General features: G+C 74.0%; 20 protein-coding genes and 1 pseudogene. 8 read left to right on the top strand and 13 right to left on the bottom strand.

Annotated elements, in window-relative coordinates; translation table 11 throughout:
* The 8 genes from ACTT8P_RS32195 to ACTT8P_RS32160 all read right to left on the bottom strand — a co-directional run.
* The coding region (locus tag ACTT8P_RS32195; RefSeq protein ID WP_442835316.1) for an adenosylhomocysteinase at positions 1-722 on the bottom strand (722 nt) is incomplete at its 3' end.
* A gap of 304 nt (positions 723-1,026) precedes the next feature.
* Positions 1,027-2,007 carry a cation diffusion facilitator family transporter gene (locus ACTT8P_RS32190; protein ID WP_442835315.1) on the bottom strand — a complete coding sequence of 327 codons (981 nt, stop codon included), beginning with the start codon at positions 2,005-2,007 and terminating at the stop codon, positions 1,027-1,029.
* A gap of 162 nt (positions 2,008-2,169) precedes the next feature.
* Entirely contained in the window at positions 2,170-3,321 is a 1,152-nt protein-coding gene (gene manA, locus ACTT8P_RS32185) for a mannose-6-phosphate isomerase, class I (protein WP_442835314.1), read from the bottom strand.
* A 60-nt stretch (positions 3,322-3,381) separates the two neighbouring features.
* A complete protein-coding gene (locus ACTT8P_RS32180) occupies positions 3,382-4,509 on the bottom strand; it encodes an SIS domain-containing protein (protein ID WP_442835313.1) in 1,128 nt (375 codons plus the stop codon).
* A 61-nt stretch (positions 4,510-4,570) separates the two neighbouring features.
* Positions 4,571-4,741 (bottom strand): Trm112 family protein, encoded by a 171-nt coding sequence (locus ACTT8P_RS32175; protein ID WP_442835312.1) that lies wholly within the window; start codon positions 4,739-4,741, stop codon positions 4,571-4,573.
* A 168-nt stretch (positions 4,742-4,909) separates the two neighbouring features.
* Positions 4,910-6,283: a phosphomannomutase/phosphoglucomutase gene (locus ACTT8P_RS32170; RefSeq protein ID WP_442835311.1), complete on the bottom strand. Its 1,374-nt coding sequence runs from the start codon at positions 6,281-6,283 to the stop codon at positions 4,910-4,912.
* A 145-nt stretch (positions 6,284-6,428) separates the two neighbouring features.
* Positions 6,429-8,045, bottom strand: coding sequence for an L-lactate permease (locus ACTT8P_RS32165; protein WP_442835310.1), 1,617 nt, complete (start codon positions 8,043-8,045; stop codon positions 6,429-6,431).
* 149 nt (positions 8,046-8,194) lie between these two features.
* Positions 8,195-8,566 (bottom strand): DUF3499 domain-containing protein, encoded by a 372-nt coding sequence (locus ACTT8P_RS32160; RefSeq protein WP_442835309.1) that lies wholly within the window; start codon positions 8,564-8,566, stop codon positions 8,195-8,197.
* A 352-nt stretch (positions 8,567-8,918) separates the two neighbouring features.
* Between ACTT8P_RS32160 and ACTT8P_RS32155 the strand changes: the two genes are divergently transcribed.
* Positions 8,919-9,368, top strand: a complete 450-nt coding sequence (locus ACTT8P_RS32155) for a metallopeptidase family protein (RefSeq protein WP_361157179.1) — start codon at positions 8,919-8,921, stop codon at positions 9,366-9,368.
* A 7-nt stretch (positions 9,369-9,375) separates the two neighbouring features.
* Here ACTT8P_RS32155 and ACTT8P_RS32150 read toward each other — a convergent pair whose 3' ends face one another.
* From ACTT8P_RS32150 to ACTT8P_RS32140, 3 genes are all read right to left on the bottom strand, one after another.
* The gene (locus ACTT8P_RS32150; RefSeq protein WP_442835308.1) at positions 9,376-10,845 is read right to left on the bottom strand and encodes a DUF5719 family protein; all 1,470 of its coding nucleotides are present in this window, start codon (positions 10,843-10,845) and stop codon (positions 9,376-9,378) included.
* Positions 10,842-14,669, bottom strand: coding sequence for a glycosyltransferase (locus ACTT8P_RS32145; RefSeq protein WP_442835307.1), 3,828 nt, complete (start codon positions 14,667-14,669; stop codon positions 10,842-10,844). Before ACTT8P_RS32145 ends, ACTT8P_RS32150 begins: the two co-directional genes overlap by 4 nt.
* A gap of 180 nt (positions 14,670-14,849) precedes the next feature.
* Positions 14,850-15,113 (bottom strand): WhiB family transcriptional regulator, encoded by a 264-nt coding sequence (locus tag ACTT8P_RS32140; RefSeq protein WP_010034659.1) that lies wholly within the window; start codon positions 15,111-15,113, stop codon positions 14,850-14,852.
* Positions 15,114-15,745: 632 nt separating this feature from the next.
* On the opposite strand from ACTT8P_RS32140, the gene ACTT8P_RS32135 reads away from it, so the two are divergent.
* From ACTT8P_RS32135 to ACTT8P_RS32120, 4 genes are all read left to right on the top strand, one after another.
* A complete protein-coding gene (locus ACTT8P_RS32135) occupies positions 15,746-16,237 on the top strand; it encodes a cysteine dioxygenase (protein WP_442835306.1) in 492 nt (163 codons plus the stop codon).
* Positions 16,238-16,270: 33 nt separating this feature from the next.
* On the top strand, positions 16,271-17,230 hold the full coding sequence (gene cofD, locus ACTT8P_RS32130) for a 2-phospho-L-lactate transferase (RefSeq protein ID WP_442835305.1): 960 nt from the start codon (positions 16,271-16,273) through the stop codon (positions 17,228-17,230).
* A complete protein-coding gene (locus tag ACTT8P_RS32125; protein ID WP_442835304.1) occupies positions 17,227-18,543 on the top strand; it encodes a coenzyme F420-0:L-glutamate ligase in 1,317 nt (438 codons plus the stop codon). The genes cofD and ACTT8P_RS32125 overlap by 4 nt, the downstream gene beginning before the upstream one ends.
* Before the next feature lie 75 nt (positions 18,544-18,618).
* A complete protein-coding gene (locus tag ACTT8P_RS32120) occupies positions 18,619-19,641 on the top strand; it encodes a DNA-3-methyladenine glycosylase family protein (RefSeq protein WP_442835303.1) in 1,023 nt (340 codons plus the stop codon).
* A 752-nt stretch (positions 19,642-20,393) separates the two neighbouring features.
* Here ACTT8P_RS32120 and ACTT8P_RS32115 read toward each other — a convergent pair.
* Entirely contained in the window at positions 20,394-21,476 is a 1,083-nt protein-coding gene (locus tag ACTT8P_RS32115; protein ID WP_442835302.1) for a sugar phosphate nucleotidyltransferase, read from the bottom strand.
* Positions 21,477-21,550: 74 nt separating this feature from the next.
* Positions 21,551-22,771, bottom strand: a complete 1,221-nt coding sequence (locus ACTT8P_RS32110; protein WP_442835301.1) for a peptidoglycan recognition protein family protein — start codon at positions 22,769-22,771, stop codon at positions 21,551-21,553.
* 138 nt (positions 22,772-22,909) lie between these two features.
* Between ACTT8P_RS32110 and ACTT8P_RS32105 the strand changes: the two genes are divergently transcribed.
* From ACTT8P_RS32105 to ACTT8P_RS32095, 3 genes and pseudogenes are all read left to right on the top strand, one after another.
* On the top strand, positions 22,910-23,671 hold the full coding sequence (locus ACTT8P_RS32105; protein WP_442835300.1) for a TIGR03089 family protein: 762 nt from the start codon (positions 22,910-22,912) through the stop codon (positions 23,669-23,671).
* A gap of 196 nt (positions 23,672-23,867) precedes the next feature.
* A complete protein-coding gene (locus tag ACTT8P_RS32100; RefSeq protein WP_442835299.1) occupies positions 23,868-25,160 on the top strand; it encodes an LCP family protein in 1,293 nt (430 codons plus the stop codon).
* A gap of 242 nt (positions 25,161-25,402) precedes the next feature.
* A pseudogene (locus ACTT8P_RS32095) lies at positions 25,403-25,658 on the top strand (LCP family protein); the annotation flags it as partial.

Raw genomic sequence — 25,658 nt, 5'->3', positions numbered from 1 at the left:
AACTTCGACTTGGTGACCGCGTCATTGACGTTGATCGCCGGGAACAGGAGAGTGCCGTCCCGCTGCATCTCGTACAGCCGGTGCACACCGGTCGTCGTCTCCTCGGTGACACCCCGGATCTCCGACGCCAGCTGGGTCCACTTCTGGGAGCCGTCGGTGATGGTGCGGTTGAGGAGTTCGAGGATGACGCGGTGCTCGTCGTTCTCGGCGGTGTCGGGCGAGGGGACCTTGCCGTCCTTCTCGTACTGGACGCCCTGATGGACCAGGAGGGTGGCGTCGCCGCCGTCGTCCAGGATCATGTTGGGGCCGCCGGTGGGGCTGTCCGGCCAGGTCAGTGCCTGCTCGGTGCACCACCAGTACTCCTCGAGCGTCTCGCCCTTCCAGGCGTAGACCGGGATGCCCTGGGGGTTGTCGGGGGTGCCGTTCGGACCGACGGCGATGGCGGCGGCCGCGTGGTCCTGGGTGGAGAAGATGTTGCAGGAGGCCCAGCGGACCTGGGCGCCGAGGGCGACCAGGGTCTCGATGAGTACGGCGGTCTGCACGGTCATGTGCAGGGAGCCGGTGACGCGGGCGCCGGCGAGGGGCTGGGCCTCGGCGTACTCCTCGCGGATCGCCATGAGGCCGGGCATCTCGTGCTCGGCGAGGGTGATCTCCTTGCGGCCGAAGGCGGCCAGGGAGAGGTCGGCGACCTTGAAGTCCTGCCGGTTGTCGACAGTCGTCATTACGAGCTGCTCCTCGGGTTCGGGTCGAGGTGGGTACGGCTGATCTGCGCGGCGGCGGACACAGGGGTGCCCCGAAGAGGACACAGGCATGCCCGCGTGTGCGCAGCGCAGTCCGTCGGAGGCCCTCTCTCCCTCGGCCGGCCCGTGTCGGGCCGCCCGACCGCCATCAGCAGCGACGTCTGGCTCCGTCCCAAGCTACACCGGTGGCCCCCGCCGTCCCCAGCCCGCCTCCGCACACTTCCGGCCGATCACGGAAAGTGGCCCGCCGGGGGTGCCGACGGGCCACGGGGAGTGGGCGGGTGGGTCAGTGACCGGCGGGTGAGGTGCTGGGGCCGCCGGGGGTGGCTTCGCGGTCGGGGCCCTTGGCGGCTTCGGCGGCGCGGTAGATGTCCGGTTCCAGGTAGATCACGCGGGCGATCGGGACGGCCTCGCGGATACGGGCCTCGGCGGCGTCGATGGCGGCGGCGATCTCGGTGGCGGTGCCGTCGTGGCGGACGGCGATCTTGGCGGCGACGAGGAGTTCCTCGGGGCCGAGGTGGAGGGTGCGCATGTGGATGATGCCGGTGACGGTGTCGCCGGCGACGATCGCGGCCTCGATCTTCTCGACCGCCTCGGTGCCGGCCGCCTCGCCGAGCAGCAGGGACTTGGTCTCGGCGGCCAGGACGAGCGCGATCAGGATGAGCAGGACGCCGATGCACAGGGTGCCGACGCCGTCCCAGACGCCGTCACCGGTGAGCAGGGCGAGGCCGACGCCGCCGAGGGCGAGGACGAGACCGACGAGCGCGCCGAAGTCCTCCAGGAGGACGACCGGCAGTTCGGGCGCCTTGGCCCGGCGGACGAACTCGGTCCAGGACTGCTTGCCGCGCAGGGTGTTGGACTCCTTGATGGCGGTCCGGAAGGAGAAGCCCTCGGCGATGATCGCGAAGACCAGGACGCCCACCGGCCAGTACCAGTGCTCCAGCTCGTGCGGGTGCTTGATCTTCTCGTAGCCCTCGTAGAGGGCGAACATGCCGCCGACCGAGAAGAGGACGATGGAGACGAGGAAGGCGTAGATGTAGCGTTCCCGGCCGTAGCCGAAGGGGTGTTGCGGGGTGGCCGCGCGCTGGGCGCGCTTGCCGCCGAGCAGGAGCAGTGCCTGGTTGCCCGAGTCCGCGAGCGAGTGCACCGATTCCGCGAGCATCGACGACGAGCCGCTGAAGAGGAACGCCACGAATTTCGATACCGCGATGGCCAGGTTGGCGCCCAGTGCCGCCACGATCGCCTTGGTTCCGCCTGACGCGCTCATGTGTCGCGTTGTCCCTTCGCCTTCGTCCGCCTACGCGTGCCGTCTGCCCGCGCGGGCCGCCCGGGGGCTCGGCCGGTGCCCGGCTTTGCCCTTCCTTTGCGGTGGGCCATTGTTGCAGCCCGGCCGGGCGGGGATCCCGCGGGCCGGGCTGCTGTGTTCGCGTCAGATGCGGACGGTGGCCCGGAAGACCGTGCCCGTACCGGACACTTCGGCCTTTTCGCCCGCCGGGACGTAGACGGACGCGCCGGGGGCCAGTTCCTGGTCGCCCGTACGGACGGTGCCCGCCGTGCAGAGCAGGATCTGCGGGGCGGGGCGGGTGAGGTCGTGGGGGGCGGTGCCGTCGGCGAGGACGTAGCGGGAGAGGCGGAACTCGTCGATGGGGGTCTCGTAGACCTCCTCGCCGTCGGGGGACGCCTCGGGGCGCAGTACGCCGGGACCGGTGGCCTGGAAGCGGACGATGCGCAGGAGTTCGGGGACGTCGACGTGCTTGGGGGTCAGGCCGCAGCGCAGGACGTTGTCGGAATTGGCCATGATCTCGACGCCGAGGCCGCTGAGGTAGGCGTGCGGGACGCCGGCGCCGAGGTAGAGGGCCTCGCCGGGCTGGAGCCGGACGTGGTTGAGGAGCAGCGCGGCGAGGACGCCGGGGTCGCCGGGGTAGTGGTGGGCGATGTCGGCGTAAGGCGCGTAGGCGCCGCCGAGGCGGGCGCAGGCGGCGGCGGTCTCGGTGACCGTGCGGGACATGTCGTCCGGGTCGGCGGTGAGGACGGCGGTGAGGACCTCGCGCAGGGCGGCGTCCTCGGGGTGGGCGCGCAGCAGGTCGGCGTACGGCTTGAGGGAGGGGACGCCGAGGCCGTCGAGGAGGGCGGCGGCCTCTTCCGGGGCGCGGAAGCCGCACAGGCCGTCGAACTCGGTGAGGGCGCAGATCAGTTCGGGCTTGTGGTTGGCGTCCTTGTAGTTGCGGTGCGGGGCGTCGGCCGGGATGCCGCGGCGCTCCTCGTCCGCGTAGCCGTGCCGGGCCTGGTCGAGGTCGGGGTGGACCTGGAGGGAGAGCGGGGCGCCGGCCGCGAGGATCTTGAGGAGGAAGGGCAGCCGGGGGCCGAATGCGGCGACGGCGGCGGTGCCCAGTTCCCGCTCGGGGGCGGCCGCGACGACCTCGTCGAGGGTGCCGCGGGCGGTGCGGGAGGGGGCGCCGGGGTGGGCGCCCATCCACATCTCGGCCTGGGGCTCGCCGGTCGGGGCGGTGCCGAGCAGGGCCGGGATCGCGGTGGTGGAACCCCAGGCGTAGGGGCGGACGGTGTTGTCGAGGCGGTCCATGGCGTTGCGTGGGCTCTCTCTGCCGGTCTTGCTGCTTCAGCGGAAGGTTCGCCTACGAGATCAGGCGCCGGAGGCGAGCGCCAGGTAAACGGCGGCGAAATCCGTGATGGCGATCAGTTCGGCGAGGGTCTCCAGTTCGCCGCCGGACTCCGGTTCCAGTTCGCTGATCGGAGTGTCGTGGCCGAGGGCCAGGTCGCGGGCGGTGGGGGCGGCGGTGAGGCCGCCGATCGGGCGGTCGCGCAGCAGGACCACGCGCGCGTGCAGGGCGGACGGCTCCTCGACACGGTCGCGGAAGAAGTCGTCGGGGTCGGCGCCGGCGGCGAGCCGGCCGGCCAGCAGCACGCTGTGCGCGGCGAGCGCCTCGGGCAGTTCGGCCACGACGGCCGGGGTGCCGGCCAGTTCGGCGAGCGCGGCGGCGAAGCGGCGGCCCGCGGGGCCGGCGGAGGTGCCCTCGGTCCAGATGACCGGGAGGGATTCGGCGAGTTCGGCCGCGAGGGTCTTGGCGGGATTGCCGTACGTCGCGACGGCGGGTCCGCAGCGTTCGGCGACCTGGTCGAGGCGGTCGGCGACCTGTTCCAGGGCGTCGGGCGGGGCGGTGAGCAGGCCGACCCGGTCCAGCAGGGCGAGGAGGGGGGTGAGCAGCGCCCACAGGACGCCGGGGGCGGCCCCGGCCAGGGGTTCTTCCTGGTCGTAGGGGGCGGTGGCCATGGGGAGGAACAGGCCGAGGGAGCCGGTGACCGTCTCGCTGAGCGGGGAGCGGGGCGGGGCTACGGCGACGACCGCGCAGCCGCGTCGGTAGGCCGCCTCGGCGAGCAGCGCCAGGCCGGGTTCGGCGCCGTCGGGGGTGGCGATGAGCAGCAGGTCCACGGAGCCGGCCCAGCCGGGCAGGTCCCAGCGCAGGGCGCCCGCGGCGGGGGCCACGCCGCTGGGGGCGAGGCGGGTGACGGGGCTGCCGGGGCCGGCCAGGGTGCCTAGGAGGTCGGCGGCGTGGGTGGCGGCGGCGCCGGGGCCGGCGATGAGGACGGCGCGGGGGCGGCCGTCAGGTTTGAGCTGGGAGAGGCCGGCCTCGGCGGTGAGCCGGGCGGCGGTCCGGACCCGGGCGCCGGCTTCGGCGGCGCCGCGGAGCAGGCCCCGATGGTCGGCGGCGGCGAGGCCCTGGGGGTTGTCGAGCAGCGTTTCGTCGAGCATGGCGGCAGGCTCCGATCGCCGGAGTGTTCAGGTCGCGGGGGCCGGTGTCCGGGCGGGCCGGCTACTCGGGGCGGCGGGCCTCGTCGATGAGGAGGACGGGGATGTCGTCGCGCACGGGGTAGACGAGGCCGCAGGCCTCGCCGGTGCAGATCAGCTCCGCGTCCTGCTCTTCGAGGGGGGCGTGGCAGGCCGGGCAGGCGAGGATTTCCAGGAGGCCGGCTTCCAGTGGCATGAGGTCGTTCCTTCGGGGCTGTGGGTGGATGTGCTGGTCAGGGTACCGCCGGAGCGGGGGCGGGCGGCGGGACGGTCCCGTCGCCAGGGGGGCTCCGCCCCCTGGACCCCCGGGCCTGTGCCCACCACCGCCCGGCGCCCCGCACTCGGAAGTCACGAAGGGAGAAACTCAGCCCCTGATGATCGCCAGCGCCTCGTCCCTGATCTTCGTCATCGTCACCTCGTCGCGGGCCTCCGCGTTCAGACGGAGGAGGGGTTCGGTGTTGGAGGGGCGGACGTTGAACCACCAGTCGGGGGCGGTGACGGTCAGGCCGTCCAGTTCGTCGAGGGTGACGTCGTCGCGGTCCGCGTAGGCGGCCCTGATCGCGGCCAGCCGGGCCGTCTGGTCGGCGACCGTGGAGTTGATCTCGCCGGAGCCGGTGTAGCGGTCGTAGGCGGCGACCAGGGTGGACAGCGGGCCCTGCTGACCGCCGAGGGCGGCCAGCACGTGGAGGGCGGCCAGCATGCCCGTGTCCGCGTTCCAGAAGTCGCGGAAGTAGTAGTGCGCGGAGTGCTCGCCGCCGAAGATCGCGCCGGTGCGGGCCATCTCGGCCTTGATGAAGGAGTGGCCCACGCGGGTGCGGACCGGGCTGCCGCCGTGCTCGCGGACGACCTCCGGGACGGACCAGGACGTGATCAGGTTGTGGATGACCGTGCCCCGGCCGCCGTGCCGGGCCAGTTCGCGGACGGCGACCAGGGCGGTGATCGCCGACGGGGAGACCGGGGCGCCGTGCTCGTCGACGACGAAGCAGCGGTCGGCGTCGCCGTCGAAGGCGAGGCCCAGGTCGGCGCCCTCCTCGCGGACGCGCTGCTGGAGGTCGACGAGGTTGGCCGGGTCGAGGGGGTTGGCCTCGTGGTTGGGGAAGGTGCCGTCCAGGTCGAAGTACATCGGCACCAGGTCGAGGGGGAGGCCGGCGAAGACGGACGGGACGGTGTGGCCGCCCATGCCGTTGCCCGCGTCGACGACGACCTTCAGGGGGCGGATGGAGGCGAGGTCGACGAGGGAGCGCAGGTGGGCCGCGTAGTCGGCCAGCGTGTCGCGGCGGGTGACGGTGCCCTGACGCGCGGCCGGTTCGGGGGCGCCCGTCGCGGCCCAGCCCTCCACCAGCGCGCGGATCTCGGTGAGGCCGGTGTCCTGGCCGACCGGGGCGGCGCCCGCGCGGCACAGCTTGATGCCGTTGTAGCGGGCCGGGTTGTGCGAGGCGGTGAACATGGCGCCCGGCAGGTCCAGCGCGCCGGAGGCGTAGTAGAGCTGGTCGGTGGAGCACAGGCCGATCTCGGTGACGTCGGCGCCCTGTCCCGCCGCGCCGCGCGCGAAGGCGCCGGACAGCGACGGGGAGGAGGGGCGCATGTCGTGGCCGGTCACGATCGCGCTCGCGCCGGTGGTCCGGACGAAGGCGGCGCCGAACAGCTCGGCGGCCGTCTCGTCCCACTGGTCCGGGACCACTCCGCGTACGTCGTACGCCTTGACGAGCTGCGACAGATCGGACAGATCAGCAGTCACGGGCCAGCCTTCCCCACAGTCCGTTCGGCACCAAGTCCGGTCGGCACACAGTCGTGTCAGTGGTCACAAACTACCCCGGACCACTGACAGTCCCGCAGTCCCGCCCTCGGGCCACCCCCCGCCAGGATCCGTCGAGGTCCCGTCCTCAGGGCAGCATCCATCCCAGGACCGGCGACGACTGGCCGACCACGATCAGGCACATCACCAGCAGCAGGCCGAGGCTCCAGGGCAGCACCTTGCGCAGCAGGTCGCCCTCGCGGCCGGCCAGGCCGACGGCGGCGCAGGCGATGGTGAGGTTCTGCGGGGAGATCATCTTGCCGAGGACGCCGCCGGAGCTGTTGGCGGCGGCGAGCAGTTCGGGCGAGAGGCCCGACTCCCGCGCGGCGGTGACCTGGAGGGCGCCGAACAGGGCGTTGGCGGAGGTGTCGGAGCCGGAGACGGCCACACCGAACCAGCCAAGCACCGGGGAGAGGAAGGCGAGTCCGGCGCCGGCCGCCGCGACGAAGTGGCCGATGGTGGCGGCCTGTCCGGAGAGGTTCATGACGTAGGCGAGGGCCAGGACGGAGGTCACGGTGAGGATGGCGAAGCGCAGTTCGTGGACGGTGGCGAGCCATTCCTTGACCACCACGCGCGCGTGCACGCCGAGGACGAAGGCGGTGGCCACTCCGGCGAGGAGCACCAGGGTGCCGCCGGTGGCGACGACCGGCCAGGTGAAGACGTTGCCGCCGGCCCGTTCGCCGTCCGGGGAGACCACGTCCAGGAACGGCCAGTCGTACGTCTGGGTCGCGCCCGCCAGCCAGTCCTTGACGGCCGGGATCTGCGCGACGGAGAAGATCACGATGATCAGCGTGTAGGGGGCGTAGGCCCGGACGACCTCCCGCGCGGGGTCGCGTTGGTCGAGTTCCTCGCTGCGTACGCCGGTCAGGACGGCGGCGCGGACGGGTTCGGCGGCGGGTCTGCGGGCCTGCGGCACGGCGACCAGGGCGGCCGCCCCGGCGAGGGCGGCGCCGATGTCGGCGAGCTGGGCGGAGAGGTAGTTAGAGGCGGCGAACTGGGCGACGGCGAAGGCCACTCCGCAGGCCAGGGCGGGCACCCAGGTCTCGCGCAGTCCGCGCCGGCCGTCCACCAGGAAGACCAGCACCAGGGGGACGACGAGGGCCAGCAGCGGGGTCTGCCGACCCACCACGGAGGCGACGTCGTCCAGGGGCAGGCCGGTCACCTGGGCGAGGGTCACCACCGGGGTGCCCATCGCGCCGAAAGCGACCGGCGCGGTGTTGGCGACCAGGGCGACGACGGCCGCGCGGACGGGGTCGAAGCCGAGCGCCACCAGCATGACCGAGCAGATGGCGACCGGCGCCCCGAACCCGGCGAGTGCCTCCAGGAGGGCGCCGAAGCAGAAGGCGACGACGAGCGCCTGGATGCGCGGGTCGTCGGAGAGGCGGCCGAAGGACCGGCGCAGGATGTCGAAGTGCCGGGTGCGGACGGTCATCCGGTACACCCACAGGGCGTTGACCACGATCCACAGGATGGGGAAGAGGCCGAAGACGGCGCCCTGGACGCCGCTGGAGAGGGTCTGGCCGAGCGGCATGCCGTACGCGAGCCAGGCCACCAGGACGGCTGCCAGCAGGCCCGTGAGGCCCGCCAGGTGCGCCTTCATCCGCACGCCGCCGAGCAGGACGAGGACGATCACCAGGGGCAGCGCCGCGACCAGGGCGGACAGGCCGAGGGAGTCGGCCACGGGCTCGAGTTCCTGGACGTACACGGGCGCCTCCCCGGTTCCGCCATGCGAAAGCGATTTCTCGCCGATGGGTCACTGGGACGGAATGGTCGTGTCCGCGACAACACCGCGTCAATGGCTGTGCGGCAACAAGTCGGCGGGAGGGCTGTTCAGTTGCCTCGGAGGGGGGCGGCTCAGTTGTCCGGGGACCGCAGGACCCGCAGGTGGCCGCGGCGGGCGACCTCCATCGGGTCGGCCGAGCGGGCTCCGCCGGCCTGCGCGGCCCGCTCCTGGGGCCGGGCCGCCTCGCGCACCGCGTTGGCCAGCGCCTCCAGGTCGTCGCCGCTGGGGCGGGCCGGGGCGGAGCCGTCGAGGAGCCGGACGACCTCCCAGCCGCGCGGGGCGGTGAGCCGCTCGGAGTGCTCGGCGCACAGGTCGTAGCAGTGCGGTTCGGCATAGGTGGCGAGCGGGCCGAGGACGGCGGTCGAGTCGGCGTAGACGTACGTCAGCGTCGCTACGGCGGGACGGCCGCAAGCGGTGCGCGAACAGCGACGTACAGGGCTCACGACGTTGGACGGTACCGCACTCTTGAGCGGGCCGCGACGACTCCCCGCCCGGTCACTCCACCGTGTCGCGGTGTGAAACGCCCCACATGCCCCTCCGAACCCACCGCGCTGACCTGCGCGGACACCGCTCCGCAGGGCGGCCGCGCGGACCGGACGCCGGCCATGATCCCACCCAAACCACACCAATCACCCCACCTCCCCGGTACCGGAGAGATACGGAATCGAGCCCCGGCCTTGGCTTGATCGGTCCTCCCCGGCCGGCTCCCGGCGGGCCCGCAGTCCGCTCCGGGCGTTCTGGCATCCGGTGTGGAGCCCGCCGCCCGGAGCCCGCGAGGACTACCCTTCACCGGTGATGGACAACCCCGTGACGCCCCGCGACGCCGCCCCCGGCCCCCGCCGCCGTGACCGCCACGGCCGGGGCATGCGCGGCCCGATCGCGCCCCCGCAGGTACCGCTGGCCGCGAGCCGCGCCGACGCGTTCGCGGACCTGGTGCAGGACTCGGTGGAACGGCTGGAGCGACGCTGGCCGCAGCTCGCCGACATCGATTTCCTCGTCCTGGAGGTGCCGCAGCCGGACGGGGGCGGCGAGGCGTGGAGCGACGAGGCGGTGCCGCTGGGCCGCACGGTGCCCGCGCGGGACGGCCGGCGGGCCCGGGTGGTGGTGTACCGGCGGCCGGTCGAGATCCGTACCAAGGGCCGGGACGAGCGGGCCATGCTGGTGCACGAGGTGGTGGTCGAGCAGGTCGCCGACCTGCTGGGGCTGACGCCGGAGACGGTCGACCCGCGGTACGGCGAGGACTGAGCGCCCCTCACTCCTGGAGGACCGACAGGTCCTCCTCCGCCGTCGGCACCGAGACCGTCCCCCGGTCGTCCGGGAGGGTCTGCACGGTGAAGGCCGAGACGCCGTCCGCCGTCGCCGTCAGCGCCCGGGCCGCGTACACCGGTCCGCCCGACACCGGCTCGACGGTCAGGGCGTAGCTGCCCTTCAGGCCCTCGGGGACCGGGATCTCGACGTCCTGGGTGGTGCCGGCCTTGATGGTGTACGTCTTCGTCGCCTCGGTGCCGCCCTCGCTGCCCGCCGACGCCGTGACCTTGACCTCGGCGGCGGCCTTGGGGGCGGTGACGGAGAGCGTGGTGCCCTTGGCGCGGTTGTCCACCGCGGTCGCGCGGGTGTCGATCGGGCTGGTGGCGGGGATGAACGCCGTCTCCTGGCCGGAGTTCTTGCCGCGCACCACGCGGGCCGCCGCGACGATCGGAACGGACCGGTCGGTGGGCGTCAGCACCAGCGAGCCGGCCTCGCCGCGGGTGACGTCGGCGAGGTCGACGGCGGTCGTCATGCCGCCCTTCACCCGTACCGTCTCGTGCCCGGCGGGGGTGATCAGGCCGGACGGGGAGGCGAGCTGCACCTTGACGTCGGCGTCGCTGTCGCCGGGGGCGAACACCACCAGCCGGACGTCCTCGGCGTCCGCGGGGATGCCCGGCAGCACCAGGCTGCCCGCCGGGTCGGCGGACGCGGCGAGCCAGTCGCCGCCGAGCTTGTCGTGCAGGGCCTGCACCGCGGCACCGACCCGGCCGCTGCGCACGCCGACGTGCACGGTGAGGTCGGACTGCGCGTCGTCGCTGAGCGTGGACAGCAGGACCGCCTCACTGGCGTGCGGCTTGACCGTGATGCCCTCCCCCACCGTCGACTTGACGGCGCCGTCCGCGCCGTACAGCTCGATGTCGACCACGGCGGCCGAGTCGTCCGGGTTGGTCAGGTGGACGTAGTCGGTGCGGCCCGGGTCCGTGCTGGCGCCGGGGAACCAGAACTCGGTGTCCGCCTGGGTGCAGTTGACGCCGAGGAGTCCGCGGCCGGTGCCGACCGCGACCTCCGTGGTCTGCTGCACGGTCCAGCCGGGTGCGAACCGCCCCTCCGCCGTGCCGATCAGGGCGGGCGCGTCACCGCCGGAGACGTCGCCGGTGACCGGCGTGCCGGGCTTCTCGGGCTTCAGTACGGCCTTGTCGTCCTGCTTGCCGGTCCCCGTCCCGGCGGCCGTCAGCTCGGCCTCGCCGTCGCTCTCGGCGCCCTTGGTGACCGGCGTGAAGGACGTGTACGTCGTCTCGGCGAGGTCGGAGTCGCTGGGCGCCGGGCAGGTCAGGCCGGTGCGCTCGACGGGCAGCAGGGCGGCCGAGCCGGCCGGGTCGGTGCCGGTGGTGTCCGGGGCGGAGACCACCGCGAACCCGGTGACGGCGGCGAGCGCGGCGGTGCCGGCGAAGAGGGACAAGGTGGTGCGCTTCACTGCTGACTCCCGTCGGGACGCTCGCTGCCCGGGCCGTGCTGCGGGGGCGGCTGTGCCGGGTCGTACGGCGTCTCGTATCCGGCCTGGTCGTAGCCCTGTCCGTACGTCTGGTCGTACTGCTGGTCGTACTGCTGGTCATACGGCTGCTCGTGCGGCTGCTCGTGCGGCTGTTCGTAGTCCTGGCCGGGCTGCGGCGCGTACCGCTGTCCGTAGCCCTGTTCGTAGGTCTCCGCGCCGCCGTAGGCATACGGGTCGTACGGGCCGCCCTGGTACTCGCCTTGCGGGTAGCCGGCCTCCTGGTAGCCGCCCGCCGGGTACGGCTGGGGCACCTGCCCGTACTCGTCGGCCGGGTACTGCTCCTGCTGCTGGGGGGCGGCATAGGCGTCGTACGTGCCGTTCCCGGTGTCCGCGGGCCAGTCGTCGTAGGACTGCTGGCGGGGGACCCGCACGGGGCTCTCGGTGTTCTCCCCGGCTTCGGGCACCGGCTGTTCCACAACCGGCTGTTCCACCTCCGCCTCCGTTCCCGGCTCCGTCTCGGTCTCCGCGTCCGCCTCGGCCTGGGCGCGCAGGCGGCGGGCCCGGCGGCCCTCGCCGGCCACGGCCTCGGCCGGGACGAGCGGTTCGTCGGGCAGGTCGTCGTCGACGTCGCGGCGCCGGCCGGGCAGGGCGAGGACGACCAGGACGACGGCGAGCAGGCCCTGCGCCCACAGCCAGGCGGTGCGGGTGAGCGGCTGGTCGTAGGTGACGTCCAGCTCGCCGCCCGCGGCGGGGAGTTCGAAGCCCTGCGCCCAGCCGTCGACCGTGGTGCGGGTCAGCGGCTCGCCGTCCAGGGTGGCGGTCCAGCCGGCGTCGGCGGTGTCGGCGAGGCGCAGGACGCGTCCGTCGGCACCGGCCTTGAGGGTGGTGTGGATCTCCACCGGCCCGGCGGCGACCGGCTCGGCGGCCTTGGAGCCGCTGACCACGGTGGCCCGGGCGACCTCCTGGTCGATGCGCCACAGGCCGATGCCGTCCTGCTGGCTGAGCCGGCTCAGGCCCGGGGTGGCGTCCAGGACGCGGGTGACCTCCCGGGGCGCTCCCTTGTGTACGAGGACGTAGCGCACGGCGTAGCCGCCGAGCTGGTCGGCCTGGTCGGCGCCGGACCCGGCGACGAGGTTGGCGACGACCTTGCCGAGGCCGCTGTCGGCGCCGTCGGCGGCGGTCAGTTCGGCGTCGCCGAGGCGGGCGCCGGAACCGCGCACCAGGGTGTAGCGGACGTGGGCGGCGGAGTCGCTGTCCAGGACCAGGGTGCGGGCCTGGTCGCGGCCGCCGCTCTCCTCGGCGACGAACGCGGGCACCTGGACGGGATCGCGTCGCTCCAGTGGGCCGTCGGCGCCGCCGATCACCCAGCTCGCGGCGGCGATCAGCGGTCCGACGGCGGCGGCCAGCGCGATCAGTACGGCGACCGGCTGGCGCCAGCCGAAGCTCTGCTCGGCGACCCGCGAGCGGGCCCCGTCCGCGCCGAGGGCGGCGGCGGACAGCAGGGCGATGCCGTAGACGAGAGTGGCCGGCCCGGCCCAGGCCGAGCCGTTGGACAGCACGGCGAGGACCAGGCCGGCCAGCGCGGCCGCCCAGGCCGTCCGGATGCCCAGTTGCCGCTCGGAGCGCAGCAGGGCGGCCAGCGCGGCCAGCACGATGCCCAGGAACAGCAGTCCGCCGGCCGCTCCGGCGCCGCCGGGGCTGGCGCCGAGCAGGTCGAGCGCGGAGGCGGCCGAGGCGCCGTACTCCAGGCCGGCCTCCTGGAAGAAGCCGAACGGCAGCAGCGACAGCGACCAGGGGGCGAGCACCAGCAGCGGGGTGCCGAGCTGGGCCAGGAAGCGCGGGCCGTAGGCGGTGAGCTCGCCCCGGCGCAGGATCAGGACGCCGAGGCCGAGGAGCAGCGCCAGGGGCCACACGATCGGCGTGAAGGCGGTGGTGATGGTCAGCAGCAGGGCGTAGGCCCAGGTGGCGCGCCAGGTGCCGCGGCCGCCGCCGGGGCGGGTCAGGCCGGCCGCGGCGACGCCCGCGCGGGCGATCAGCGGCAGCAGGACGGCGAGCACGGCGGTGCCGATGCGGCCGCCGGCCAGGGCGCCGGTGACGGCGGGCAGCAGGGCGTAGACGACCGCCGCCCAGGCGCGCAGCAGCCGGGAGGTGACCAGCGGGCGGGAGGCGAAGTACGCGGTGCCGCCGGCCAGCGGGACCGAGCAGACCATCAGCAGGGTGACGGCGAGTCCGGTCGAGCCGAACAGCATGGAGCCGAACAGGGCGACGATCGCCAGGTAGGGCGGTGCGGAGGCGGTGCCGCCGGCGCCCACCGCGTGCCAGGAGTCGGCGTAGCGCGCCCAGAGGTCGCTCGCGCCGTCCGGGGCGGGCAGCAGCGCGCCGCCGGCCAGCGCGTCGGCGCCGAGCAGGGCGCGGCAGGCGGCCAGCGAGACCAGCAGCAGGACCAGGAAGAGCACCGGGCCGGGTTTGCGGGCGATGCGCTTGAGGCGGGCGAACTGCTCGATCTCCAGGAAGTCGGCGTCGTCGCCGCCGGGTCCGGACTCGACGGCGCCGCCGTGCCGGCCGGCGCCCGAGGTGACCTCCGGGTCGGAGCGGCCGGCGAAACTGCCCGCGGCCTGTTCGACGGTGGCCCGGACGGTGGCGCCCGGCGGCGGGAACAGCGGGCGCAGTTCGTCCTTGTCGATCTCCGGGCGGCCTCTGTCCCGCCGTCCGGCCAGCACGCGTTCGGGCCGCAGCAGCACGCTGAGCAGGCCGCGGATCTCGTCCAGGGCCTGCCCGGGGACCTTGCCGACGAGGTAGGCGAGGGTGCGCAGGACGGTGCCGAGGAGGATGCGGAACAGCGTCCAGGGCAGGGCGGCGGTGCGGGTGTTGACGAGCAGGGTGTGGACGGCGCCGGCCTTGTCGACCTTGTGCGGGGAGGCGGTGGTGCGCCCGGCGCAGTCGACGGCGCGGCGCTCCCGGGAGGCCGCCTCGGCGTGCCGTACGACCGCCTCGGGGGCGACCAGGACGCGGTGCCCGGCGGCGTGGGCGCGCCAGCACAGGTCGACGTCGTCGCGCATCAGGGGCAGCCGCCGGTCGAAGCCGCCGAGCGCCTCGAAGACGTCGCGGCGCACCAGCATGCCGGCGGTGGAGACCGACAGGACGGTACGCACGTGGTCGTGCTGTCCCTGGTCCTGTTCGCGCCGGTCCAGGCCGGTCCAGCGGCGGCCGGAGTTGGCGATGGAGACGCCGACCTCCAGCAGTTGCCGGCGGTCGTACCAGCCGCGGAGTTTGGGGCCGACGACGGCGACGTCCTCGCGGCCGAGTCCGTACTCGGTGTCCACGACGCGCAGCAGCTGGGCCAGCGCGTCGGGTTCGGGGGAGCAGTCGTCGTGCAGCAGCCACAGCCAGTGCACGGGCTCGCCGTGGGGGAGGTCCGGCAGGTCGTAGGCGTCGTCGCGCCAGGTGCGGGTGACGGGGTCCCAGCCGCTGGGGCGCTTCAGGTACGGCAGGTCGTCCGGGGTGAGGACGGGGGCGGTGCGGGCGGCCTCCTCGACGGCCTGGCCGAAGCCGGTGCGCCGGGCCAGGTGCAGGACCCGGTCGTCGCCGAGCGCCTCGGTGACCAACTCGGCGGACGCGTCGGCGCTTCCGGTGTCGGCGGCGACGGCGTACTGCACGGGCCGTTCCTGGCCGAGCAGGCCGGACAGCGCGTCGGGCAGCCAGCGGGCGCCGTCGTGGGAGACGAGCACCGCGGTCACCACATGACGCGGGAACTCGGGTGTGGCAGCGGTGTCGTGATCGGCTGCCGGGTGGCTGTGCACGGACATCGAGGTACGGGCCCCGGTTCGGTGGACTGCGGTGGACGCCGGTGCCCGGTGTGTCGGGCGGGCGTCTCGGACGAGCGCCCACACTATCGGCTGGGCATGAGGACGGCCCGCCGCCTGTGGACAACCCACCCGCGACGGGCCGTTCGTACCGTAAGTCCCCGGGAAACACCCGGTGGTCCGTCAGACCGCCGCCTTCTTCAGCCGGCGCCGCTCCCGCTCGGACAGGCCGCCCCAGATGCCGAACCGCTCGTCGTTGGCGAGGGCGTATTCGAGGCACTCGGAGCGCACCTCGCAGGCGAGGCAGACCTTCTTGGCCTCCCGGGTGGAGCCGCCCTTCTCGGGAAAGAAGGACTCGGGGTCGGTCTGGGCGCACAGCGCGCGCTCCTGCCAGCCGAGTTCCTCGTCCGCGTCGTCGACCAGCAGTTGCTGCACCGTCTCGGTCATGTGCGCCCCTCGTCTGTCTTCGCGTCCCCGTGATGTGGCCGTTACCGATTCCGGCTGAACGACACGAGTGAAATTACAAGTGTGCTGCTCCGGGCGAGTCAAGCCGAGATCTGCTATTGGGCCCCTTATTCACTCTGCGGAACCAAGCCCAAGCGGAAAGTGTTCAAATCGGGATAAACCTCGACACACTGACAGGGCCCACGGGGTCGGCACCTCCGTCACGGAGGAGGACGCCCCGACGTTCGATCTCGTTCCGACACACACGCCGAAGCGAGCCTGATCACATTCGGATCACGAGATCGCAACGGGGGTTGTGCGCCCGGCTTGTGCGCCATGTGTCCTGGAAGGCGGGTGAGCAAACCTTTCATCTTCCAGGTGAACCGGATGAGGTGAACCATGTCCCACATATCGGGCGCCGAGTTGACAGTGCGGGTGTGAACCGCTGTCCTTGTGGGCATGCTCGCGAACTTGGCACTCACCTCGACCCGCCCCGCCGGGTCCCACGGTGCTGCCCGCGCTCGCTGTAGCTGTCGCTGTTCCAGCTGTTGAGCCGACCGCTCCGGCTACGCCCTCTTCCCCTTCGGGGCGCTCCCGTCCTCTCCGCACTCTTCCGCCGAGGAACCACCGCACCCATGAACAGCGACAGCGACCTCCAGATCGCCGGCGACATCCTCGAAGTACCGCACCTGCTGCAAGCACCGCGCGAGCACCCGGCCACGGTGGCCGAGTTCGCCGGCCTGGCCCGCGCGGTCGCCGCCGACCGCGCCCAATGGGCCCACCTGGTCCGCTACGACGCCGTCTCGCGCTGGTACCACCGGCTGCGCACCGGCCCCGGCTACGAGGTGTGGCTGCTGTCCTGGGTGCCCGGCCAGGGCAGCGGGCGGCACGACCACGGCCCGTCGTCCGGGGTGCTGACCGTCCTGGACGGCACCCTGACCGAGCACGCCCGGGGCGCCGCGCGCGCGTTGCGGCCCGGTGCCCAGCGGGTGTTCGCCCCGGGCTATGTGCACGAGGTGATCAACGACACCCTGGAGCCGGCCGTCAGCCTGCACGTCTACTACCCGGGCCTGACCGAGATGACGACGCACACGGCGCGCTGCACGGCCGCCGCGGCGACTGCCTGACGCATTGTCGTACCCGCCTGCAAGACTGGGCGCATGCGCATTGTGGTTCTGGCAGGCGGCATCGGTGGTGCCCGGTTCCTGCGCGGTCTGAAGCGGGCCGCGCCGGACGCGGAGATCACGGTCATCGGCAACACCGGGGACGACATCCACCTCTTCGGGCTGAAGGTCTGCCCGGACCTCGACACGGTGATGTACACGCTCGGCGGCGGCATCAACGAGGAGCAGGGCTGGGGGCGGACCGACGAGACCTTCCACCTGAAGGAGGAACTCGCGGCCTACGGCGCCGGCCCCGAGTGGTTCGGCCTGGGCGACCGGGACTTCGCCACGCACATCGTGCGGACCCAGATGATCACCGCCGGTTATCCGCTCAGCGCGGTCACCGAGGCCCTCTGCGACCGCTGGCAGCCCGGCGTACGCCTGCTGCCGATGACCGACGACCGCGTGGAGACGCATGTGGCCGTCGAGCTGGACGGCGAGCGCAAGGCGATCCACTTCCAGGAGTACTGGGTACGGCTGCGCGCCTCGGTGCCCGCCGAGGCGGTGGTGCCGGTCGGCGCCGAGCAGGCGAAGCCCGCCCCCGGGGTCCTGGAGGCCATCGCCGACGCCGACGTCATCCTCTTCCCGCCGTCCAACCCGGTCGTCTCGGTCGGCACGATCCTGGCGGTGCCCGGCATCCGGGAGGCGATCGCGGAGGCGGGCGTGCCGGTGGTGGGTCTGTCCCCCATCGTCGGCGACGCGCCGGTGCGCGGCATGGCCGACAAGGTGCTCGCGGCCCTCGGCGTGGAGTCCACCGCCGCCGCGGTCGCCGAGCACTACGGCTCGGGCCTCCTCGACGGCTGGCTGGTCGACACGGTCGACGCGGACTCGGTCACCCGCGTGAAGGCGGCCGGCATCCTCTGCAAGGCCGTCCCGCTGATGATGACCGACGTCGACACCACGGCGCAGATGGCCCGGGAGGCGCTGGAGCTGGCCGAGGAGGTGCGGGCGGCTTGAGCGACGGAACCGGATACCGGGTCTGGGCCGTGCCCGGCCTGCCGGAGGTGCAGCGCGGCGACGAACTGGCCAAGCTGATCGCCGCCGCCGAGCCCGGCCTGGCCGACGGGGACGTGCTGCTCGTCACCTCCAAGATCGTCTCCAAGGCGGAGGGCCGCATCGTGCGGGCGGCCGACCGGGAGGCGGCGATCGACGCGGAGACGGTACGGGTGGTCGCCCGGCGCGGCACGCTGCGCATCGTCGAGAACCGCCAGGGCCTGGTCATGGCCGCGGCCGGCGTGGACGCCTCCAACACCCCGGCGGGCACGGTCCTGCTCCTCCCCGAGGACCCGGACGCCTCCGCGCGGGCGATCCGCGAGGGCCTGCGCGACGCGCTCGGCGTGACGGTCGGCGTCGTCGTCACCGACACCTTCGGCCGCCCCTGGCGCGCCGGGCTGACCGACGTGGCGATCGGCGCGGCCGGCGTCCGGGTCCTGGACGACCTGCGCGGCGGCATGGACACGCACGGCAACCCGCTCGGCGTCACCGTCGTCGCCACCGCCGACGAGCTGGCCGCCGCGGGCGACCTGGTCAAGGGCAAGACCACCGGACGGCCGGTCGCGGTGGTCCGCGGCCTGCCGCACACCCTGACCGACGACGACGCCGACGACGCCGGCGAGGGCGCCCGCGCCCTGGTCCGCGGGGCGCGCGACGACATGTTCCGGCTGGGCACCTCGGAGGCGGTCCGGCAGGCGGTCACCCAGCGCCGTACCGTACGGGCGTTCACCGACGAGCCCGTCGACCCGGGCGCGGTGCGCCGCGCGGTGGCCGCGGCGGTCACCGCCCCGGCGCCGCACCACACCACACCCTGGCGGTTCGTCCTGCTGGAGTCGGCGCGGTCGCGCACCCGTCTCCTGGACGCGATGCGGGACGCGTGGGTCGCGGACCTGCGGCGGGACGGCAGGAGCGAGGAGTCGATCGCCAAGCGGGTGCGGCGCGGGGACGTGCTGCGCGGTGCCCCGTACCTCGTCGTGCCCTGTCTGGTCATGGCCGGCTCGCACACCTACGGGGACGCGCGGCGGGACGCGGCCGAGCGGGAGATGTTCGTGGTGGCGACCGGCGCGGGCGTGCAGAACCTGCTGGTCGCGCTGGCCGGGGAGCGGCTGGGCTCGGCGTGGGTGTCGTCGACGATGTTCTGCCGGGACGTCGTACGCGAGGTACTGGACCTGCCGGCCGGCTGGGACCCGATGGGGGCGGTGGCGGTCGGGCATCCGGCGCAGGAGCCGCGCCCGCGCCCCGAGCGGGAGCCCGGGGCCTTCATCGAGGTGCGATGACCGCGATGACCGGTTTCGCCCGCCGCGAGCGCCTACCCTCGTAGGGACCTCTCACCTTCCCCAGGGACATCATTCGTGGCCGGACGTTTCGCTCCCCGCCCCGCGCGTACGCCGATACGCGGCGGGCGGTCCGCCGTACCCGCGCAGGGCGCCGCCGGTCCCGGTCCTGGGAAGGTCCGGGTCTGGGTGCCCGACGGTCCGCTCGACGTCGGCCTGGTACTCGGTCCGCTGCGCCGCGGGCCGGGCGATCCGACCTTCCGTACGACGCCGGACGGGGCGGTGTGGCGGGCCAGCCGGACGCCGGCCGGCCCAGGGACGCTGCGGGTCGCCGCGCGCGGTGGTGAGGTGCGGGGCGAGGCGTGGGGTCCGGGCGCCGAGTGGCTGCTGGACCGGCTGCCGGGGATGCTGGGCGCCGACGACGACCCGTCCGCGTTCGTGCCGCGGCACCGGTTGCTGGCGGTGACCCGGCATCGGCGGCCGGGGTTGCGGCTGGGCCGCAGCGGGCTGGTGCTGGAGTCGTTGATCCCGTCGGTGCTGGAGCAGAAGGTCACGGCGCTGGAGGCGTACCAGGCGTGGCGGCTGCTGGTGCGGGGGTTCGGTGAGCCGGCGCCGGGGCCGGTGCCGGGGTCCGGACCCGGGTCCGGGTCCGGGGGGATGTGGGTGATGCCGGCGGCGCGGACGTGGGCGCTGGTCCCGTCCTGGGAGTGGCACCGGGCCGGAGTCGACGACAAGCGGGCGGCCACGATTCTGCGGGCCGTGCGGGTCGCCGCTCGGCTGGAGGAGGCGGCCGGGATGGAGCCGACGGCGGCGCGGGCCCGGCTGGAGGTCGTGCCGGGGGTGGGGCCGTGGACGTCGGCGGAGGTGGTGCAGCGCAGTCATGGGGCGCCGGACGAGGTGACGGTGGGGGATCTGCATCTGCCGGGGATCGTGGGGTTCGCGCTGGGCGGGGACCGGTCGGCCGACGATGCGGAGATGTTGCGGCTGCTGGAGCCGTATGCCGGGCAGCGGCATCGGGCGGCGCGGTTGATTCTGTTGAGCGGGAGGGTGCCGGGGCGGCGGGGGCCGCGGATGGCTCCGCGGGGTATTGCCGGGTTGTGACGTCGGGGGATTGGGCGGTGCGGGGGTTGTGGCTGGCGTCGGGGTGGGGGGCGCGGCTCGGCGCCGGCCGGGTGGCGCCCCCCACCCGTGCCGTGACCCGGCACTGCCCGGGTGCCGCCGGCTGACGGAGGGGGTGGCGCAGTCCGGCGCGACGGGGTGCCGCCGGCTGACAGAGGGGGTAGCGCAGCCCGGCGCGACGGGGAGCCGCCGGCTGACAGAAGGGGTAGCGCAGCCCGGCGCGACGGGGAGCCGCCGCGCCCACCCGTGCCGCCCCTGGGGGTCCCCCCTCTGGGGGAGGCACGACTGCCCGCGGCTATGCGGCTGCGCGCCGCCCGCGGGACGCGGGTACCCGGTGGCGCGGGCGCACGGCGGCGCGGTCGCGCGGGTACGCGGTCGCGCGGGTACGCAGTCGCGCGGGTGCGCGGCGGCGCGCTCACGCGGGTACGTGGCCGCGCGCCGTCCGCGGCTGCGCGGGGCGCGGTCGCCCGCCGTACCCCGTACCCCGCCTGCCGCCTGCCGCCCGCCCCCGCCGCCGCCGAGCGGGGTACGTACGCGCGCTCGCCCGCGGCGGGAAGGGGATGGGGTGGGGGGTGTTCGCCCGCAGCGGTTGGCGCGTCGACCCGGGTGAGCCCCGTAGGAGACCGATTTCGCGCCGTTCCGAGGACGGACACCCCCCGCCCCGGCCCCGACCCACCACCCCACGAGTGGGCGCTACGCGCACCCCCACCCCACCCGCGCAGGCCGCCGCAGGCTCACTGGTCGGAAGAGAACCGCACCGCACCCGCCGGAATGCGCGCGTCGCACCACACCCGCACGCCCTCCCGCAGCTCGTTGTCCGCGCCGATCACCGCGCCGTCCCCGATCACCGTCCCGGTGACCACCGACCGCCGCCCGACCCGGGCCCCGTTGCCGACGAGCGAGTCCGTGACGACCGCGCCCGGCTCGATCACCGCGCCCGGCAGGATCGTGCTGCCGAAGATCCGCGCGCCCTCCGCGACGAACGCCCCCTCGCCCACCACCGTCCCGCCCGACAGCTTGGCGTCCGGCGCCACCCATGCCGTGGGCAGGACCAGCCGGTCGCCGCAGCGGCCCGGCACCGCCGGGGACGGCGCCCGCCCCAGCACCAGATCCGCCGAACCGCGGACGAACGCGGCCGGGGTGCCGAGGTCCAGCCAGTACGTGGAGTCGACCATGCCCTGGAGGTGCGCCCCCGTCGCCAGCAGCTCCGGGAACGTCTCGCGCTCCACCGACACCGGCCGGCCCGCCGGGATCGTGTCGATGACCGACCGCCGGAAGACGTACGCCCCCGCGTTGATCTGGTCGGTGACGATCTCCTCCGGCGTCTGCGGCTTCTCCAGGAACGCCAGCACCCGGCCCGCCGCGTCCGTCGGGACCAGCCCGTACGCCCTGGGGTCGGTCACCTTCGTCAGGTGCAGGGAGACGTCCGCGCCCGTCGTCTCGTGGGTGCGGACCAGCGCCCCGATGTCCAGCCCCGTCAGGATGTCCCCGTTGAAGATCAGCACCGGCTCGTCCGGCCCCGACCGCAGCCGCGAGGCCACGTTCCGGATCGCCCCGCCCGTGCCGAGCGGCTCCTGCTCCGTGACGTACTCGATGTGCAGCCCGAGCGCGGCACCGTCGCCGAAGTACGGCTCGAACACCTCCGCCAGATAGCTCGTCGCGAGCACGATGTGCTCGACCCCCGCCGCCTTCGCCCGCGCCAACTGGTGCGTGAGGAACGGCACCCCCGCTGCCCTGACCATCGGCTTCGGCGTGTGCACCGTGAGCGGGCGCAGCCGCGTGCCCTTGCCGCCGACCAGGAGGATCGCTTCTGTCACCTGTCGTCTCTGCTTCCTGCCGGGACCGGCCGAACTGTCTTTCGGCCGGTCAGTGTATGCAGAGTTCCTCCCGCTCAGCGGCCCTGGTACTTGGCCGCGGTCGAGCGGGCCGTGCCGAGCTTCTTGTACAGCTGCGCTCCCGGGCAGCTCGTGTTGAAGCCGTCCCGGTGACCCGAGATCACCTTGAGTCGTACGTTCTTGCCTTTTCGGTAGAGATTGCCACCGCCGGACTTCAGGTATGTCCTGCCGCGGGGATTCATGCCGTACAGCCCGAGCTTCCACGCCGACAGCCGGGCGATCGCGCGGACCGCCGCCGCGGCGGGCTTCTTCGTGCTGTACGTGCCGAGTACGGCGATTCCCATGCTGTTCGAGTTGAAGCCGAGGGTGTGCGCGCCGAGCACCGGCTTGGCCACGCCGCCCGCCCGGCCCTCGTAGATCTTCCCGCACTTGTCGATGAGGAAGTTGTAGCCGATGTCCCGCCAGCCCATGCTCCGGACGTGATAGCGGTAGATACTGCGGATGACCGAAGGGGCTTGCGCGCAGGTGTAGTTGTTGCCGGTGGCCGAGTGGTGCACGAAGGCCGCCTTGACCTTCTTCGTGTACTTGAACCCCTTCTCCCGCAGCCCTTCGTCCGCCCCCCAGCCGCGCCGCGTCACGATCCCGGGCCGCGGCCCGACGTACGGCTTGGCCTGCGCGTAGGTGGCCGGTTCGGGGGTGGCCTGGTCGGTGCCGGCGGCCTCCTCCGCCGGGGTCGTGCCGGTGCCGGGGTCGACGAGTTCCAGGCGCAGGCCGTCGGGCAGGCCGTACCACGGGTCGTCGTCGTCCGCCCGGACCCGCAGTTCGACACCGTTGGAGTTCCCGACCCACAGCGGCGCGGTCGCCCCGCGCACCCGGTCCGAGGCGCGCTCGGCGGTGCCGGGGTCGGAGCCGTGGTCGGCGTTGTGGGCCTCCAGGTCCTGCCAGTCGGACCAGGCGCCGCCGCCGGTGTCGCGGACCCGGACCTGGACGCTGCCGTGCAGTTCGCGGTCCGGGTCGTCCCAGACGACGCCGACCAGGGAGAAGGGCGGTACGTCGCGGCGGGTGACGCCCTGTTCGGCGGGGCCGGCGGCACGGTCCCGGGCCAGCGGCCGCAACGGCAGCGAACGGGTGCTGCCGGACCCGGACGCCTCCGCGCGCACCGCCGGGGCGGCTGCCGGAGCGGGGGTGGGGACGGCCGCCGCCGCGGGCGGGGTGAGCGGCAGGGCGAGGGCCGCCGCGCAGGTGACACCGATCGAGGAAGCGAGGAATCCATGCATGCCCCTGATCGTGGACACGGTGGTACAAAGCTGTCCATTCGGAACTTGTCGGGCTCCGGGGTGCGTTCACCCGAACCGGTGGCCGCCGGGACCCCGGCCCGGCACCGCCCGCCCCCCGTCCCGCGTACGCTTGCCCGGGTGAACGCGACCGACCGCACCCCTGCCGACCTGCTGAGTTCCGCGCTCGCCGCGGACCCGGGACGCCCCCTGGTGACCTTCTACGACGACGCCACCGGCGAACGTGTCGAACTGTCCGTGGCCACCTTCGCCAATTGGGTGGCCAAGACCGCCAACCTGCTCCAGGACGAACTCTCCGCCGAACCCGGCGACCGGGTCGCGCTGCTGCTGCCCGCGCACTGGCAGACGGCGGTGTGGCTGCTGGCGTGCGCGTCGGTCGGCGTGGTCGCCGACGTGTGCGGCGACCCGGCCGCCGCGGACGTCGTGGTCAGCGGGCCGGACCCGCAGACGCTGGCCGCCGCCCGGGCCTGCTCCGGGGCGCGGATCGCGCTCGCCCTGCGGCCGCTCGGCGGACGCTTCCCCGAGCCGCCGGCGGGCTTCGCCGACTACGCGGTGGAGGTGCCGGGGCAGGGCGACCGGTTCGTGCCGTACGCACCGGTGGACCCGGAGGAGCCCGCGCTGATCGTGGCGGGGCGGGAGTTCAGCGGGGCCGAGGTGGTGGAGCGGGCGCGCGCGGAGGCGACGGGGCTGGGGCTGACGGGGCCGGGAACGCGGCTGCTGTCCGGGCTGCCGTACGACACGTGGGAGGGGCTGAACGCCGGGTTGTACGGGCCGTTGGCCACGGGCGGTTCGGTGGTGCTGTGCCGGCACCTGGACCGGCTGTCCGCCGACGCGCTGGACCGGCGGATCGAGGCGGAGCACGTCACCGCGACGGCCCGCTGAGCCGGCCTCGCCCCCCGACACCCCCTGATCCGCGCCGAACCAGCGGGACGAGACAGAGCGCATCACCGCCACAGCCCGCTGAGGCACCGGGCCCTCCTCCCCCGTTCGGCGCACCCCCACCCCCCTCCCGCCCCGCATCCGGGCCATGGTCGTAGGGACAGCCGGCGGCAAGCAGGGGCAGGAGGGGTGGCCAGAGGTGACCGACACCGCACGGGGCTCCGAGGACGGCGACGGCGTCCTCGGGCCGGGCGCGGGGGCGTCCGCGACCGGGAGCGGGCTGCGGCGCCGCCGCCGGCGCCGGTGGCTGCGCTGGTCGGCGCTCGGCACGGTCCTCGCGCTGACCGGCGCCGCGGGCATCGGCTGGACCGTGTACACGAAGCTGAACGGCAACATCACGCCCGACGAGGCGGCCGCCGCCGAACTGGCCCGGTACGAGAAGGAGCGCCCCACCTCGCTGGTGCGCGGCGCGCAGAACATCCTGCTGATCGGCTCGGACTCGCGGTCCGGCAAGGACAACGCGCGCTACGGGCGCGACCCGGGCACCGAGCGGTCGGACACCGCGATGCTGCTGCACCTGTCGGCGGGCCGGCGCAGCGCCACCGCCGTCTCCCTGCCCCGCGACCTGATGGTCGACGTGCCCGGTTGCCGCCGGCCGGACGGGTCCCGGTCCGTGCCGGCCTTCGCGCAGTTCAACTACGCCTTCGAGGTGGGTGGTTCGGCCTGCTCGATCCGGACCGTGGAGAAGCTGACGCACGTCCGGATCGACCATCACGTGGTCGTCGACTTCCACGGTTTCAAGGAGATGGTGGACGCGGTCGACGGCGTCGAGATGTGCCTGCGCGCGCCGGTCACCGACAAGGCGGCCCGGCTGCGGCTGCCCGCGGGCCGGGTGACGCTCAGCGGCGAGCAGGCGCTCGGTTACGTCCGGGCCCGCAAGTCGCTCGGGGACGGCAGCGACACGGACCGGATGGAGCGGCAGCAGCGGTTCCTCGGCGCGCTCGTCAACAAGGTGCAGAGCAATCGGGTCCTGCTGAATCCGGTGAAGCTGTATCCGGTGCTGAACGCGGCCACGTCCGCCCTCACCACCGACCCCGAGCTGGCGAATCTGCGTGGTTTGTACGAACTCGTGCGCGGGCTGCGCGACATCCCCACGGAACGGGTGCAATTCCTGACGGTGCCCCGCCGGTCGTGGGACCAGAACCCCAATCGCGACCAACTCGTGGAGCCGGCGGCACAGAAACTCTTCACCCGGCTGCGGACCGACGAGCCGGTCACGGTGGCCGGCGCCGCGCCGCGCCGCCCGGACGACGGCCGCCCCGGCCCCGGCGGTCCCGGCCGCGCGGCGCCCCACGATTACGGCGCGTATGAACTCGGCGACGCATTGTCCGGGAAAAGGCCCGCCGCCGGGCCCACCGACGAGCCTTCGGGCGGTGTTTCGCCGGCTCCGACGTTCCGCGGGAACACGGCCGCCGAGGACCCGTGTGAGTAAAGGGGACTCCAAGGCCGTACACAGCATTGAGCACTGGTTCGCGATTATGTGCGGATTGCCGGTTGTAAGCGACGTGGAATACGTCACCGGCGTCGCCGCGGGCACAACGGTGCGGTTAGTGTGAGCGATCCGGTGTGCCCTACCGCGAGTTCCCTCTCGGGTCGGGCCCTGAACGACCGAGAGACCCGAGCGCCTTGGAGGGGAAAGGCGCCGCGTGGCCCCGACGGAGGATTCGGACAACCGTGGACGCGCAAGGCCGTGGGCGGGCGGACGACATCGACCCCGCAGACCAGTGGGTACTCAACCCGCACACTGGCGAATACGAACTGCGACTGACCCCTTCCGCACCGCAGCCGTCGGTACCGGGTCCCCGTAGATCTGCCCCATCAAACCCTTCCGCCCCGGCCCCGTCCGCCGCCGCCCCGTCCGCCGTCGGCGGGCCCGGCGTCGCGGACGCGCCGCGCGGGCGACGGGCCGCACCGGCCCCGGGTCCGGAGG

It is taken from the genome of Streptomyces sp. JW3, from assembly GCF_052216785.1.
Classification (GTDB): domain Bacteria; phylum Actinomycetota; class Actinomycetes; order Streptomycetales; family Streptomycetaceae; genus Streptomyces.
This window is presented reverse-complemented; position numbering and strand designations above follow the sequence as displayed.